Genomic DNA, 14967 nt, shown 5'->3' with positions numbered 1-14967 from the left:
GCCTCTCCCCCCCCCCCCCCCCCCCCGGCGGGGCCCCCCCCCCCCCCCCCCCCCCCCCCCCCCCCCCGCTCCTACAACCGAATGCAACCGAATGCCGTTTAGCGGCGGACCACACCTGGCAGCACGCAAAGCATCTCGAACAGCAGGTTGGCACCGAGCAGCGAAGTGTTGCCGGTGGTGTCGTAAGGCGGGGAGACTTCGACAAGGTCACAGCCGATCAGGTCCAGGCCGTGGCAACCGCGAATGATCTCCATTGCCTGGATGGTGGTCAAGCCGCCAATTTCCGGGGTGCCGGTGCCTGGCGCCCAGGCCGGGTCGATGCCGTCGATGTCGAACGACAGGTAAACAGGGCCGCCACCGACCTTTTCCCGCACTTCGGCCATCAAGGGTTCCAGCGACTTGTGCCAGCACTCTTCGGCCTGCACCACACGGAAGCCCTGGCGACGGCTCCAGTTGAAGTCGTCGGCGGTGTAGCCCTGGGCGCGCAAGCCAATCTGCACCACGCGGTCGCAGTCGAGCAGGCCTTCTTCCACGGCGCGGCGGAAGGTGGTGCCGTGGGCGATCTTCTCGCCGAACATGTGGTCGTTGACGTCGGCGTGGGCGTCGATGTGCACCAGGCCGATCTTGCCGTGCTTCTTGTGCAGTGCACGCAGGATCGGCAGGGTGATGGTGTGGTCGCCACCCAGGGTCATGGGGATGACGTTGTGCTCGACGATTTCGTCATACGCTTCTTCGATGATGCGCACGGCGTCCAGCAGGTTGAAGGTGTTGATCGCCACGTCACCGATGTCGGCGACCGACAGCGAGTCGAACGGTGCAGCACCGGTGGCCATGTTGTAAGGGCGGATCATCACCGATTCCGCACGAATCTGCCGTGGGCCGAAACGGGTGCCGGAGCGCAGCGAGGTGCCGATGTCCAGCGGCACGCCGATAAAGGCGGCATCCAGGCCTTTGGCGCTTTGCAGGTGGGGGAGACGGAGCATGGTGGCGATGCCGCCGAAACGCGGCATTTCGTTGCCGCCCAGTGGTTGGTGGAGAGTCTTGTCCACGGTGGGCCTCATCAGTCGGTCGATTGTTCTGTTTGTTCGAACCTGTGCCGCTGCGCGCTTTTCAACTGTGGTTTTGCCAGCGGGCAGGGACATTTCGGCCAAGTCTGCGCAAGGTAGTGCCCGGGAAGAATCGCTACCGACAAATACTTAGTTCAGGAATTTCTGAACTAAAGCCCGGCGCAGCGGTTAGACTGCGCGCACATACACCAGTGGAACCGTTGCACCATGGCCTCGACATTGCCCGACCTGAAACTGCTGCGCATCTTCATCAGCGTGGTCCGCCACCAGGGCTTTGCCAATGCCCAGCGCGAGCTGAACCTGTCGACCTCGGCCATCAGCACCTACATGAGCCAGCTGGAGGGCGCCTTGGGTATCGTGCTGTGCCACCGTGGCCGGGGCGGTTTCAGCCTGACCAGCAAGGGCGAGCTGTTCCACCAGGAAACCCTGCGCCTGCTGGCCGAACTGGACGGTTTCGAGCAGTATGCCGCGGCCCTCAAGGGCGAGCTGCGCGGCACCCTCAACCTGGGGGTGATCGACTCCACGGTTGGCGACCGCGCGCTGCCGCTGGCCGAAGCCATCGGTGCCTACAGCCAGGAGCACCCGGCCGTGCACCTGCACCTGTCGGTGTCCAGCCCGTACGAGCTGCAACTGGGTGTGCAGGACAACCGCCTGGACCTGGCCATCGGTGCGTTCTCCTCGCGCATGAGCGGCCTGCTGTACCAACCGTTGTACCGCGAACAGCACTGGCTGTACTGCAGCAGCCGCCACCCGCTGTACAACGACCGGCGTATCCCCGAGCAGGTGGTGACCCAGCAGCGCATGGTCGGGCGTGGCTACTGGAGCCAGGCCGAACTGGCCCGGCATGGCTTCAAGCACAGCGCGGCAACGGTAGAGAGCATGGAGGCGCAGCTGATCCTGATTCTCTCGGGCGCGTATATCGGCTACTTGCCCGAACACTACGCCCAGGCCTGGGTCGACAAAGGCGACTTGCGGGTGCTGTCGCCGTCGACCTTCGGTTACCAGGCGCCGTTCTCGTTGATCATTCGCCGCGGGCGTAGCCGCGAACCGTTGATCCAGACCTTCCGCGACCTGCTCAAAAGCCAGCTCAACGTCGGTTGAGCTGCGTCATATTCATGCATTCCGTCGGGCGGTGTTAAATTCCGGCAAAAGCTGACCGCTAACCTGATAGCGCTCTGCTACATATCAACTTGCGCTGATGATTTTCCCTTATTTCATCCTGCAAGGATCGCCCAAGATGCGCATGAATTTGCCCGTCACTGAGCACGAAAGAACCTTCTCCAGCGAACAACGGCTGATTTCCACCACCGACCTCAACAGCCGCATCACCTACTGCAACGATGCCTTTGTGGCGATCAGCGGGTTCACCTACGACGAGCTGGTTGGCCAACCGCACAACCTCGTGCGTCATCCGGACATGCCGCCCGCGGTATTCGGCCATATGTGGGAAACCATCAAGCAGGGCAAACCGTGGATGGGGGTGGTCAAGAACCGGGCGAAGAACGGTGATTACTACTGGGTCAGTGCCTACGTCACCGCGATCTACGAGCAGGGCCGCATCAGTGGCTACGAGTCGGTACGTTCGGTGCCCACCCGCGAGCAGATCCGCCGCGCCGAGGCCTTGTACGGCCGCTTGCGCGATGGCCGCACGCCGGTGTCGTGGGTGGCCAGGCTGGGGCATGGCCTGGGCCACGGCTGGCCACTGATCGGGTCGGGTCTGGTGTCGGCGGCAGGCTACCTGTGGCTGCCGCCGTATGCCGCGCTCGGCGTGCTGATGGCCAGCCTGCTGCTGGCCTGGTACCTGGTCGAACACCGGCAGAACCAGGCCATTCGCCGCACGCTGGCCGAGCACCCCAAGGCCTTCACCAGCCCCTTGGTGGCGTTGACCTACAGCGACAACCCTGGCCTGCAGGGCCAGCTGGACCTCGCCATCATCAGTGAGGAAGCCCGCCTGCAAACGGCGTTGACGCGCCTGGTGGACGCCGGGGTCGGGGTGAAATCGCGGGCCGCGCAATCCTCCGACCTGTCCGATGCCCAGGCGCAGATGCTCGACCGCCAGCGCAGCGAGACCGACCAGTCGGCCACAGCCATTGCGCAAATGGCGGCCACCATCCAGGAGGTCACCCACAACGTGCAGAGCACGGCGCATGCGGCGGGTGATGCCGACCAGCTGGCGCAGCAGGGCAGCGAGCTGGCGCTGCAGAGCCTGAAAGCCATGGGCAGCATGAGTGATGCGGTCAATGACATTGGCCAGGCGGTGAATGCCCTGGCCGAGCAGACCCAGTCGATCGGCAGCGTGGTCGATGTGATTACCTCGATTGCCGAGCAGACCAACCTGCTGGCGCTCAACGCGGCCATTGAAGCGGCGCGTGCCGGTGAGCAGGGGCGCGGGTTTGCAGTGGTGGCCGATGAGGTGCGCTCGTTGGCCCAGCGCACCCGTACCTCGACCCAGGAGATACACCAGATCATCGCCTCGTTGCGCGCCGGGGCGGAGCGGGCGGTAAGCACTGCCAGCCGTGGTGAGCAGATCTCCCGCGACAGCGTGCACAGTGTCGAAGCGGTGCAGGCCGCGTTGAACGGAATTGCCCTGGCGGTCAGCCGCATTACCGGCATGAGCCAGCAGATGGCCACGGCGTCGGAACAGCAGAGCCATGTGGCCGAGGACATCAACCAGCAGATTGTGCGGATTGCCCAGCTGTGCGACCAGAGTGCCGGGCAGGCTCGGCAAGGCGCAGAGATCAGCCAAGACCTGGAGCGCATGGCCGAGTACCTGCATAGCCTGGCAGAGCGGTTCAACCGCTGAAAGCGCCGGGGCCGCCTTGCGGCCCAATCGCCCTGTAGGAGCGGGTTTACCCGCGAATGCGATGGTGATGATACCGCCGCATTCGCGGGTAAACCCGCTCCTACAAGGTCAGCGACACGCTTGCAAAGCGGGCCCATGTTCTGTGGCAAAATTGTCCCCGCCAAGGAGACCCCCATGCCCAGACCCCGCTGCGAGCGTTGCCAGCGCCCGCTCGACCATTGCCTCTGCCCACTGATCCCCGCGCTCGACAGCCGCACCCGGGTGATCCTGCTGCAGCACCCCAGTGAAACCGCCCACGCGCTGAACACCGCGCGCCTGGCGGCCCTTGGCCTGAACAACGCAGCGCTGCGGATAGGCGAGGTATTCGATGACCTGGAGCAGTTACTTGCTACACCCGGCTACCGGCCAGTGCTGCTGTTCCCCGGCGATGACGCCCAGGTGCTGAGCGCCTATGGCGGCGTGAGCGACAAACCGTTGCTGTTGATCGTGCCCGACGGCACCTGGCGCAAAGCGCGCAAGCTGCTGTACCTGAATCCACTGCTGGAGGCCTTGCCACGGGTGACGCTGGGGCAGGTGGCCGCTTCGCGCTATCGCTTGCGCAAGGCGCCCGAGGCGGGGGCACTGTCGACCATCGAGGCCGTGGTGGGGGCGCTGAATGCACTGGAGCAACCGGCCTGCTTCGATGCGCTGTTGGCACCGTTCGAGGCGTTGATCGAGGGGCAGATCAGGGCCATGGGCGAGGAGACGTTCCAGCGTAACCATGGCACCGAGTGAGGGCAGGGGGCTGCTTCGCAGCCCATCGCGACACAAGGCCGCTCCTACAGATGATCGCACCAGCCATTGGCATACGCGATCTCCTGTAGGAGCGGCCTTGTGTCGCGATGGGCCGCAAAGCGGCCCCGGCAATCTCAAGCCCGATCAACGCATCTCGGGCAGACGTGCCTCGGTACGTACCTCGGTAGTCGCCAGCGCCTCTGGTGGCAGTGAAATACGCTGCTTGGTCAGCAACTCGCCCATGGTTGCCAGCACGCGGTAGCGCGAGAACTCTTCGGTGTAACGCACTTCGGTGTAGCGGCGGTCGGCGTTATACAGCTCGTTCTCACTGTCCAGCACGTCCAGCAGGGTGCGTTGACCCAGGCCGAACTGGTCCTGGTAGGCCGCGCGCACACGCTTGGTGGTCTCGGCGTATTCACGCGCGGTCGGCAGCTGCTTGCTGGCGTTGTTCATGGCGTTCCACGCCAGGCTCAGGTTCTCGGTCAGCTCGCGCAGTGCGTTGTTGCGGATGTCCAGGGCCTGGTTGATCTTGTGCGCGTCGGACTGCAGGCGGGCCTTGTCGCTGCCGCCGCGGAACAGGTTGTAGTTCATCTCGACGCCGGCTTGCCAGTCGTTGTTGTTGTGGCCTTTCTCACCGCCGGTGTTGTTGTTGGCACCGGTGGCCAGAATGGCGTCGAAGCGTGGGTAGAAGGTCGACTTGCCCACTTCATACTGCTGCTCGGCAGCGTTCACGTCAGCCTGGGCCGACTTGATGTACGGGTTGTTCTGGCGCATGCCGTTACGCGCTTCGTCGAGGGTGGTGGGTACTTCACCCTTGATGGTCTGCGGGCTTTCCAGCTCGTCCGGCATGCGGCCGATCACGCTGAAGAAGTTGGCCTCGGCATCGGCCAGGTCGACTTCGGCGGTGTCCAGGTTGTTTTCTGCCAGGGCGCGGCGGGCGCGGGACTGGTCAAGGTCAGCGGTGCTGCCGACGCCACGCTCGTTGCGCAGGCCGATCTGGTCATTGACCCGCAGGTGGGCTTGCAGGTTGTTCTTGGCCAGGGTCACCAGCTCGCGGCGCTTGAGCACTTCCAGGTACACCTCGACCGCACGCAGGCCGACATCCTGGGCAACTGCCTGGGTGTAGTAGGCGCGGGAGGTGGAGACGGCTTCGGTGCGGCCCACTTCATTCGAGGTGTTGAAGCCGTCGAAGATCATCTGCCGCAGGCGCAGCTCGGACTGGGTGTAGTTCAGGGTTTCCTTGTTGTGGTTACCCTCGGCACGGGTAGTGGCATTGTCCGAGCGCTGACGGCCGTAGCCGGCAACCAGGTCTACGGAAGGGTAGTAGCCACCACGCGCGAACTTCACATCTTCATCGGCCGACAACTTGCTGTTACGGTTGGAGCTGACCTGTGGGTGGTAGTCCACGGCGCTTTGGACGGCCTCGGTGATCGACATCGCCTGTACGTTGGCACTCGCCAGGGCCAACAGTAATGCACTGGTGATGGGGTTCAAAACGCGCATGGTACATCTCCCTGATCCTGGATTTATCCTGCTGCTCGCCAAAAAAATGACGATAATTTATCGCGTATAGTGTTGCAGGTTTTTAACCCCACAGCTAAGTACATTCAGCGCGATAGATAAGAAGATTTATTCATATCAAACTGCCATATAAGGCCGATATTGTCTAATGAATTAGCGCGGGCAAAGAGCGACCGATAGCATCGAATACCCTGGAAGCCAAGGTTTTCAAGGGGCGCGTGCGGTTCCAGAACTAATTCAGATAAATAGAAACCTAGTTAGGCGAAATTGATATTTGGCGACAAAATATTGTCACTTTCGCTTGTGCAGGGTTTTTTGCTTGAGGATGTACAGGCTGACCAGCACGGCACTGGTGAGCATGAAGGTACGTGCCCAGAACAGCGGTACCAGGTAGCACGACAGGCCGATGCTGGCCCACATCAGGCCGATGGCGTAGACCTTGCCCTTGAGGGGGATGCCTTCACCACTGAGGTAGTCGCGGATCCACGGCCCCAGCTTGGGGTGGTGGACCAGCCAGTGGTGAAAGCGCGGCGAGCTGCGGGCAAAGCAGGCTGCCGCCAGTAGCAGGAACGGGGTGGTGGGCAATACCGGCAGGAATATGCCCAACACACCCAGCGCAACGCTGAGCCAGCCGATGGCCAGCAGCAGGTAGCGCACCGCTGGCTCAGTGGTGGCGTGGCTTGAGCAGTGCCGGTTTCTCTTCAGGCGCTTGCAACAGCAGGAACAGCGCGGTCAGCGCTTCGGGGATCTGGACGATCATGTCGTCCTGCAGGTTGGCGTTGCTGGCAATGTCGGCGAACTCGGGTTGTTCGTCGAACAGACCGGAACCCACCATGATCGGCAGCAGCATTTCGCTGACTTCTTCCTCGGCGTTTTCGAACCACGCCTCTTCGCGCAGGAACACGCCTTCCATGAAGCCGATGCACCAGCCGCGCAGGTCGGAATCGTCCGGCTCGTCGGTCAGGTCGAGGTCGCACGGCAGCTCGAATTCGTCATCGCTGGCCAGCTGGCGGGCAATGTGCGCCTTGAGCGCTACCAGGGTAGCTTCGATTTCGGTGCGCTGGGCTTCGCTGGCGTAGTGCGGCTCTTCGGCGAACAAAGCGTCGATCCACTCGCGCTCGGGCACGTCTTCGGCGTTGATCGACAGAGCGGTGAGGTAGCCGTGGGCGGCGACGTAGTCCAACGCCTCTTCGTGCAGCTCGTCGGCGTCGAGGAAGGCTTGCAGGCGGGTCAGTTGCTCGGCGAAGGACATTACAGGGCTACCTTGGAGAATAAACGATACCGAATTCTAGCACCTTGCAGCGGCGCCGGGGTAAAGGGAACGTCTATCGCCGTGGTGCCCTGCGCAGCGCAACGCTGCGGTATACTCCGCGGTTTTTCATCCAGGCGCAGGCCTTGCCGGCCGCCTGGTAAAAACCGCTTACGCATTCGGCGTGTGCGGGGCGGGTTTTTCGTCCAGCCTGTATGCCAGGATGGTACGGCGATTTGTGGAGTTGCACATGCTCGAACAGGCTCAGCGCGTTCTCAAGGACATCTTCGGCTACGACAGTTTCCGAGGGCGCCAGGCAGCGATCATCGAATGCGTGGCCAATGGCGGCGATGCCCTGGTACTGATGCCCACCGGTGGCGGCAAGTCGTTGTGTTTCCAGGTACCGGGGCTGCTGCGCCCAGGCCTGACCGTGGTGGTTTCGCCACTGATCGCGCTGATGGACGACCAGGTCGCCACCCTTGACGAGTTGGGCGTGGCAGCGGCTGCGCTGAACTCCACGCTGACTGCAGAGCAGCAACGTGAGCTGGCCGGGCGCCTGCGCCGTGGCGAAGTGAAGATGCTGTACCTGGCGCCGGAGCGCCTGGTGCAGCCGCGCATGCTCGACTTCCTGCGCGACCTGGACATCTCGCTGTTCGCCATCGACGAGGCGCACTGCGTGTCGCAATGGGGCCACGACTTCCGCCCGGAGTACCTGCAACTGGGCCAGCTCGCCGAGCTGTTCCCGCATGTGCCGCGCATTGCGCTGACCGCCACCGCCGACATGCGTACCCGCGAAGAGATCGTCCAGCGCCTGCACCTGCAAGGCGCCGAGCGTTTCCTGTCGAGCTTCGACCGGCCCAACATCTTCTACCGCATCGTGCCCAAGGAAGCGCCGCGCAAGCAGCTGATGGCGTTCCTTGGCGAGCGCCGTGGCAACGCCGGCATCGTCTACTGCCTGTCACGCAAGAAGGTCGACGAAACTGCTGCGTTCCTCTGCGAGCAGGGCTTCCCGGCGCTGCCGTATCATGCCGGCCTGGCCGCCGAGACACGCTCGGCCAACCAGCACCGCTTCCTCAACGAGGAAGGCTTGATCATGGTCGCCACCATTGCCTTTGGCATGGGCATCGACAAGCCCAACGTGCGCTTCGTCGCCCACCTCGACCTGCCCAAGTCGCTTGAGGCCTATTACCAGGAAACCGGCCGGGCCGGCCGTGATGGCTTGCCGTCCGATGCCTGGATGGCCTACGGCCTGCAGGACATGGTGATGCTCAAGCAGATGCTGCAGAACTCCGAAGGTGACGAGCGCCACAAGCGCATCGAGCAGCACAAGCTCGACGCCATGCTGGCCCTGTGTGAAGAAACCCGCTGCCGCCGTCAGTCGTTGCTGGCCTACTTCGACGAAGTCCTCGAGCAACCCTGCGGGCACTGCGACAACTGTGTCGACAACATCCAGACCTGGGACGCCACCGAGCCGGCACGCCAGGCCTTGTCGGCGGTGTTCCGTACCGGCCAGCGTTATGGCGTCGGCCACCTGATCGATGTACTGCTGGGCAAGGACACCGAGAAGGCGCGCAACTTCGGCCACGAAAAGCTTTCGGTGTTTGGCGTGGGCAAAGGCCTGGCCGAGGTCGAGTGGCGTTCGCTGTTCCGCCAGTTGGTGGCCCGTGGCCTGGTCGACATCGACCTGGAAGGCTATGGCGGGCTGCGCCTGTCCGACAGCTGCCGGCCACTGTTGCGTGGCGAGGTGACCTTGCAATTGCGCCGCGACCTCAAGCCGCAAACCACCGCGAAGAGCGCGTCGTCCAGTGGCGGCAGCCCGGCCAGCCAGCTGGTGCGTGCCGAAGAACGCGAGCTGTGGGAAGCGCTGCGCACCCTGCGGCGCAAGCTGGCCGAAGAGCACAGCGTGCCGCCCTATGTCATCTTCCCCGACTCGACCCTGCTGGAAATGCTGCGCAGCCAGCCGGTCAGCCTCAGCGACATGGCCCAGGTCAGCGGCGTGGGGGCGCGCAAGCTGGAGCGCTATGGTCAGGCGTTCCTCGAAGTGCTGAACAACAGTGGCGGCACCGACGAGGCGCAAAAAGTGGTGCTCGACCTGCGCCACGAGCTGGTCAGCCTGGCCCGCGCCGGCATGACCCCGGCGCAGATCGCCGGGCAGCTCAACTGCAGCGAAAAGAACGTGTACAGCCTGCTGGCCGAGGCGTTGGGCCGCCATGAGCTTAGCCTTGACCAGGCGCTTGACCTGCCGGAAGACCTGATGATGGAGGTGCAGGACGCCTTCCTCGATGGCGAGGGCGAGTTGCCGCCTGTATCGGCCATTGCCCCGCTGTTCGGCGCGCGCGTACCGGAGGGGGTGTTGTATTGCATCCGTGCTGCCTTGGCCGCGGAGTTTGAGCTGTAACCCTTGGCAGGATCGAAGGCAGATGCGCCATCTGCTGACCTTTGTCATGCTTTTTGACGATTATCGTACAAGCAAGCGTGCCCTAGCCTTGCCTCGTGGGGCAGGGCATGGTTAGCTGCCTAATAATTAGATCTACTCAATGAGTTGCTTATGCCCTTGACCGACAACCAACACCGCTTCGGCATGCAGCTGGCCCAGATGTCCAGGGGCTGGCGTGCCGAGCTGGACCGCCGCCTGGCCGGGCTCAACCTGTCCCAGGCGCGCTGGCTGGTGTTGCTGCACCTGGCCCGTTTCGAAGAGGCCCCGACCCAGCGCGAGCTGGCCCAGAGCGTGGGCGTCGAAGGCCCGACCCTGGCGCGCCTGCTCGATAGCCTGGAGGCACAAGGGCTGGTGCGCCGGCAGGCGGTACTGGAGGATCGGCGGGCGAAGAAGATTGTACTGTGCCCACCGGCCAAGCCGCTGATCGAGCAGATCGAGACCATCGCCAACCAGCTGCGCATCGAGCTGTTTACCGGGGTGGACGAGGCCGACTTGCAGGTGTGCATGCGCGTGCATGCCAAGATCCTGGCCAACCTCGAGAAATCCTGAGGGGCATTGGGGCCGCTTTGCGGCCCATCGCGACACAAGGCCGCTCCTACAGGGGATCGCGAACTCCTGTAGGAGCGGCCTTGTGTCGCGATGGGCTGCAAAGCCGCCCCGGCAATCTAGAAGGTATGTCCCAGGTTCAGGTACACCGCCTGTTCATGCGCACTGTTGGCGCCATAGGTGAAGTTCAGCGGCCCCAGTGGCGTCTCCAGCCCCAGGAAGATGCTCGCCGCATTGATATAGCCGCTGTCAAACTCGTTGTCATTGTTCCACGCCCGCCCGCGCTCCAGCGACCCGCCGATGTACAGCGGGAAGTCCAGCGGCACATAGGCCCGTGGCGTCAGGCGACGGTAGTAGACCACCCGCATCAGGCTGACGTTTTGCCCCGACACGGAGTCCTGGCGGAAGCCTGACAGCTCCCGCGCCCCGCCCATCACGAAGCTCGAGGTGACCACTTCGGTCTCATCCAGTGTGCGCCCGTAGCGCCCGCCCAGCACGAAGGTGTTCGGCCCGCTGCTGATGGCCTTGTCCAGGTTGAACATCCACTGCCGGTAATCCTGGTCGGAGTCCAGCGACTTGTCGTACTTGCGCAGGGTCAGGCCGATGTCCTCGCCGCGGTGCGGGAAGTACACGTTGTCGAGGGTGTCGAACGAGTACTTCAGCTCGTAGAAGCCTTCGTTGAAGCTGACCTTGGGCAGGTCCTGGTCGCCAATGCGCACTTCCGCTTCGCCCCAGGCCTTGCCCACGCCCAGGCGCACCTCGCCGCTGGTGCCGATCTGCCGGCCGACGTTCAGGCCAAAGCCGTAGCGCTCCAGGCGGTACTCGGCGACCGGGTCGTTGTCCAGGGTGGCTTCGATGTTCTGCGAGCCGAAGTCCAGGTACGGCGCGACGAAGTAGCGCGAGCCCACGTCCAGCGGCTGGTAGAACTCGCTGTACAGCTCTTGCTGGTCGCCGATCTGGCCGCGGGTCAGCCATTCGGCACCCAGGCTGTTGATGCCGTTGACCCGGTAGCTGGCGCCCAGGTTGAAGGCGCTGTCGCCGCGCAGGTCATCAGACAGGTTCAGGCCCAGGCGCAGGTAGTCGGTGCCGCCGCGGCGGCCACGGGCATTGATTACCAGCGTGTTGTCGTCGCCCTTGTGCACCACGCGGTACTGCACCCGGTCGAAGTAGTCCAGGCCGTACAGCGTGCCCATGTCGGTCTGCAGGCGGTCCAGCTCCAGCGGCGTATCGATCGGCTGGCGAATGTACGAGCGGATCACGTCGTCGCTGACTTTGGAGTCGTTCTCGATCCTGATCGCGGTGATCACAGGTGTGCGCTGGCGTGGCGAACGGGCCACGGCCAGGCTGCTGTCGCCCTCGGGCTGGCGCAGGGCGGCAAGGCGTGGGGCGAGCAGGCGGGTGGCGCGGTAGCCCGCGTCGATCATGTCCCGGGCACGGCCGAAATCGGTCACGCCGAAGGCAGTCAGCGAGGGCTGGATGAGAATGTCATCGCGGTGCAGGCTGGCCAGTTGTTCTTCCGAGTTGCGCCGGGTCATCAGGGTGATGGACTGGTTGAGCACATCGACCACGGTCAGCAATTGCTTGCGGTCGCGCAGCGGCGTACCGATGTCGACCACGATGGCCAGGTCCACGCCCATGTCGCGCGCCACGTCGACCGGGATGTTGTCCACCATGCCGCCGTCCACCAGTAGTCGGCCGTCCAGTTCGACCGGGGCGAACACTGCCGGGATCGACATGCTGGCGCGGATGACCTGCGGCAGGTGGCCACGGCGGAACACCACTTTTTCGCCACTGGCGATGTCGGTGGCCACCGCACGGAAGGGGATTGGGAGCTTGTCGAAGTCACGCGTGTCGGCGGTGTGCGCCAGCTTGCTTTCCAGCAGCAATGACAGGTTCTGGCCCTGGATTACCCCCAGCGGCAGGCCCAGGCTGCCGTCGTCGCGAAAGCTGAGCTTCTGCTTGACCAGGAAGTCGCGGTCATCCTGCTTGCGCCGGAACGGCACATCTTTGCGCGGTGGGGCGTCGGACAGCGCCTGCTGCCAGTCGAGGGTGGTGGCCAGCTTTTCAAGTTCTTCGACACTGTAGCCCGACGCATACAGCCCGCCGATCACCGCGCCCATGCTGGTGCCGGCAATCGCGTCGATGCGCACGCCCTGTTCCTCCAGGGCCTTGAGTACGCCGATGTGGGCCAGGCCACGGGCAGCGCCACCCGACAGCACCAGGCCGACCTTGGGCCGGGCCGTTTCGGTGGCTGCTGCTGTGAAGGCGGTGAGGGCGAGCAGAAAACAGAACAGCAAACGGCGCATCGTGAGTCTCAAACCGTGGGCTAAAGACCGCTAGTATAAGCGGCCCCTCAGCAGGAGATGTTTCACCATGGCCGACAACAAGCCGGAAATCGTCATCACTTATTGCACCCAGTGCCAGTGGCTGCTGCGTGCCGCCTGGCTGGCCCAGGAACTGCTCAGCACCTTTGCTGACGACCTTGGCCGGGTGGCACTGGAGCCGGGTACCGGCGGCGTTTTCCGCATTACCTGCAACGGCATGCAGATCTGGGAGCGCAAGGCCGACGGTGGCTTCCCCGAGGCCAAAGTGCTGAAGCAGCGGGTGCGTGACCAGATCGACCCGCAGCGCGACCTGGGCCACAACGACCGTTGAATCAGGCGCCCTCGGCCAATGGTCGTTGCTTGGGCGGCTGCTCGGCAGCCAGGCGGCTGGACAGTACGATGGCAAAGATGATCAACGCGCCGCCCAGCAGCATGCGCACGGTGGGGGTTTCGGCAAACACCACCCAGGCCACGGCAATGCCGTAGACCGGCTCCATGCCGAACACCACGGCAGCGGTGCGCGCCTTGATCACGGCCAGGCTGGCAACGAACAGGCTGTGTGCCACGCCGGTGCAGAAAATGCCGAGCAGGGCGATCCACAGCCAGTCCATGCGCGCTACGCCGGCCAGGCCTGGGGCGGCGAACGGCAGCAGGCACAGGCCCACCACCAGGTTTTGCCACAAGGCTGCCTGTACCGCCGGCAAGCGGCCGGAGCCGGCGCGGTTGGTCAGCGACAGTAGCGAGAACAACAGGCCCGAGAGCAGCGCCCAGAGCAGGCCGCCGGTGGCTTCGCTGGCCAGGTCGAAGGCCGGCGTGACCAGGATCAGGCCGATGCTGACCAGCAGCACCAGCACGGCCTCGTTGCGGCGGATGCGCTCGCGGAACAGCAGGCCTTCGAGGATCACGGTAAAGGCCGGGAAACTGGCGAAACCGAGGGTGGCGATGGCCACGCCGCCGACCTTGACGGCGATGAAGAAGCTGACCCAGTGGCCGGCCAGCAATACCCCGCCAAGCAGCAAGCGGCGGGCGTCCTGGCCGCTCAGGCGTTGCCAGCCAGGGCCGGCAACGCTGGCGAACAGGGCCAGGGCAAGCACGGCGAAGGCCGCGCGGCCGAACACGATGATCGCCGGGCTGGCGCTGGCGGCCAGCTTGCCGAAGACGCCGGTCAGGCCAAAGAACAGTGCGCCGATGTGCAGGGCGCCGAGGGCGGTGCGGTGGTTCATGATGGGTCCTTGCTCAAGATCTCTACAGGCAGTGCCGGCCTATTCGCGGCGGTTCGACGCCTCGATGAACCCGCTCCCACAGGTACTGAACAGGTTTCGAAAACGCTGCGATCCCTGTGGGAGCGGGTTTACCCGCGAAGAGGCCGGCACAGGCAAAGTGTAAAGCCTCAGGCAAACGCATTCTGTCGCATGACTGCTGTCAATTGTCGCCAGGCTCGCGCCGCAACGCCAACGGCGTACACCCAAACGCCCGCAACATCGCCGCCGAAAACGCACTCTGCGAGCTGTACCCCACCTGCGCGGCAATCTCGCCCATCGGCAGCAGGGTCTGCAGCACCAGCCGCCGTGCCTTGAGCAAGCGCCGTTGACGAATGTAGTCCATCGGCGTCATCCCGCACTCGGCAGTAAAGCGTGCATGCAGCCGGGCACTGGACAACCCGGCGATGCGCGCCAGGTCTGCCACTTGCAGCGGGTAGGCTGCGTGCTGCTCGATGTGCGCGTCGAAGGCGGCATACGGCAAACGCTGGCTGGCACGCACGCTGGCCGCCGCCGTGGGGTTGAGGCTGGCCAGCAGCAGTGCTGCGCCTTGCCGGGCAATCAACGGGTCATCCATGGGGCTGGCTGCCAGCCAGTCCACCAGTTGCTGCTGGCGCTCATCCAGGCCCAGGGCGGCCGGGCGGTCGAGCAGGCGGCGGCTGGCGTCGGCATGCTCGCCCAGCTGCTCGTACAACCAGTGCTCGCCAGGCACGTCCAGCACCAGGCAATCGCTGCCGCCATCGCTGGCACAGGTGTGGTGAGCGCCGGCCGGTACCACGATCAAGCCTTGCCGACCGACCCCGGCACCTTGCCCCTGCACCTCGAATTCCAGGCGACCGCGCAGGCCGAACACCAGTTGCGGGTGTTCGTGGCTATGGGCGATCAGGCTGTCGCGGTAATGGCGCAGCGAGAGGATCGGGCCGGCGGTCATGGGGCGTCCTCGCGGGGCAGAGGCCCATTGTGCCTGATTCGCTGCACACCATCACT

General features: G+C 64.3%; 13 protein-coding genes. 6 read left to right on the top strand and 7 right to left on the bottom strand.

What is annotated here, in order from left to right:
* Positions 1-98: 98 nt before the first annotated feature.
* On the bottom strand, positions 99-1049 hold the full coding sequence (gene speB, locus IAE39_RS21145; protein WP_041166556.1) for an agmatinase: 951 nt from the start codon (positions 1047-1049) through the stop codon (positions 99-101).
* Positions 1050-1274: 225 nt separating this feature from the next.
* Here speB and IAE39_RS21140 point away from each other — a divergent pair, with 225 nt between their 5' ends.
* The 3 genes from IAE39_RS21140 to IAE39_RS21130 all read left to right on the top strand — a co-directional run bounded on the left by IAE39_RS21140 (position 1275) and on the right by IAE39_RS21130 (position 4644).
* The gene (locus IAE39_RS21140; RefSeq protein ID WP_201206170.1) at positions 1275-2168 is read left to right on the top strand and encodes a LysR family transcriptional regulator; all 894 of its coding nucleotides are present in this window, start codon (positions 1275-1277) and stop codon (positions 2166-2168) included.
* 136 nt (positions 2169-2304) lie between these two features.
* Complete coding sequence (locus IAE39_RS21135) at positions 2305-3870, top strand: methyl-accepting chemotaxis protein (protein ID WP_201206168.1); 1566 nt, start codon at positions 2305-2307, stop codon at positions 3868-3870.
* A 174-nt stretch (positions 3871-4044) separates the two neighbouring features.
* Positions 4045-4644, top strand: a complete 600-nt coding sequence (locus tag IAE39_RS21130; protein WP_201206167.1) for a tRNA-uridine aminocarboxypropyltransferase — start codon at positions 4045-4047, stop codon at positions 4642-4644.
* A 144-nt stretch (positions 4645-4788) separates the two neighbouring features.
* On the opposite strand, the gene IAE39_RS21125 is transcribed toward IAE39_RS21130, so the two are convergent.
* From IAE39_RS21125 to IAE39_RS21115, 3 genes are all read right to left on the bottom strand, one after another.
* The gene (locus IAE39_RS21125) at positions 4789-6147 is read right to left on the bottom strand and encodes a TolC family outer membrane protein (RefSeq protein WP_201206165.1); all 1359 of its coding nucleotides are present in this window, start codon (positions 6145-6147) and stop codon (positions 4789-4791) included.
* A 309-nt stretch (positions 6148-6456) separates the two neighbouring features.
* The gene (locus IAE39_RS21120) at positions 6457-6822 is read right to left on the bottom strand and encodes a YbaN family protein (protein ID WP_201206163.1); all 366 of its coding nucleotides are present in this window, start codon (positions 6820-6822) and stop codon (positions 6457-6459) included.
* Positions 6823-6829: 7 nt separating this feature from the next.
* A complete protein-coding gene (locus IAE39_RS21115) occupies positions 6830-7417 on the bottom strand; it encodes a YecA/YgfB family protein (protein ID WP_201206161.1) in 588 nt (195 codons plus the stop codon).
* A gap of 247 nt (positions 7418-7664) precedes the next feature.
* Here IAE39_RS21115 and recQ point away from each other — a divergent pair, with 247 nt between their 5' ends.
* A complete protein-coding gene (gene recQ, locus IAE39_RS21110) occupies positions 7665-9812 on the top strand; it encodes a DNA helicase RecQ (protein WP_201206159.1) in 2148 nt (715 codons plus the stop codon).
* 150 nt (positions 9813-9962) lie between these two features.
* Positions 9963-10400: a MarR family transcriptional regulator gene (locus IAE39_RS21105; RefSeq protein WP_201206157.1), complete on the top strand. Its 438-nt coding sequence runs from the start codon at positions 9963-9965 to the stop codon at positions 10398-10400.
* A 116-nt stretch (positions 10401-10516) separates the two neighbouring features.
* Here IAE39_RS21105 and IAE39_RS21100 read toward each other — a convergent pair whose 3' ends face one another.
* A complete protein-coding gene (locus IAE39_RS21100; RefSeq protein ID WP_201206156.1) occupies positions 10517-12703 on the bottom strand; it encodes a patatin-like phospholipase family protein in 2187 nt (728 codons plus the stop codon).
* Positions 12704-12770: 67 nt separating this feature from the next.
* On the opposite strand from IAE39_RS21100, the gene IAE39_RS21095 reads away from it, so the two are divergent.
* Entirely contained in the window at positions 12771-13052 is a 282-nt protein-coding gene (locus tag IAE39_RS21095; protein WP_201206154.1) for a SelT/SelW/SelH family protein, read from the top strand.
* A gap of 1 nt (position 13053) precedes the next feature.
* Here IAE39_RS21095 and IAE39_RS21090 read toward each other — a convergent pair whose 3' ends face one another.
* Positions 13054-13944 (bottom strand): DMT family transporter, encoded by an 891-nt coding sequence (locus IAE39_RS21090; RefSeq protein ID WP_201206152.1) that lies wholly within the window; start codon positions 13942-13944, stop codon positions 13054-13056.
* A 199-nt stretch (positions 13945-14143) separates the two neighbouring features.
* Positions 14144-14911, bottom strand: coding sequence for a helix-turn-helix transcriptional regulator (locus IAE39_RS21085; protein WP_201206151.1), 768 nt, complete (start codon positions 14909-14911; stop codon positions 14144-14146).
* Positions 14912-14967: the final 56 nt, after the last annotated feature.

The organism is Pseudomonas sp. S37, from assembly GCF_016658545.1.
GTDB lineage: Bacteria > Pseudomonadota > Gammaproteobacteria > Pseudomonadales > Pseudomonadaceae > Aquipseudomonas.
The sequence above is the reverse complement of the archived record's forward strand: the minus strand, read 5'-3'. Positions and strand labels throughout refer to the sequence as shown.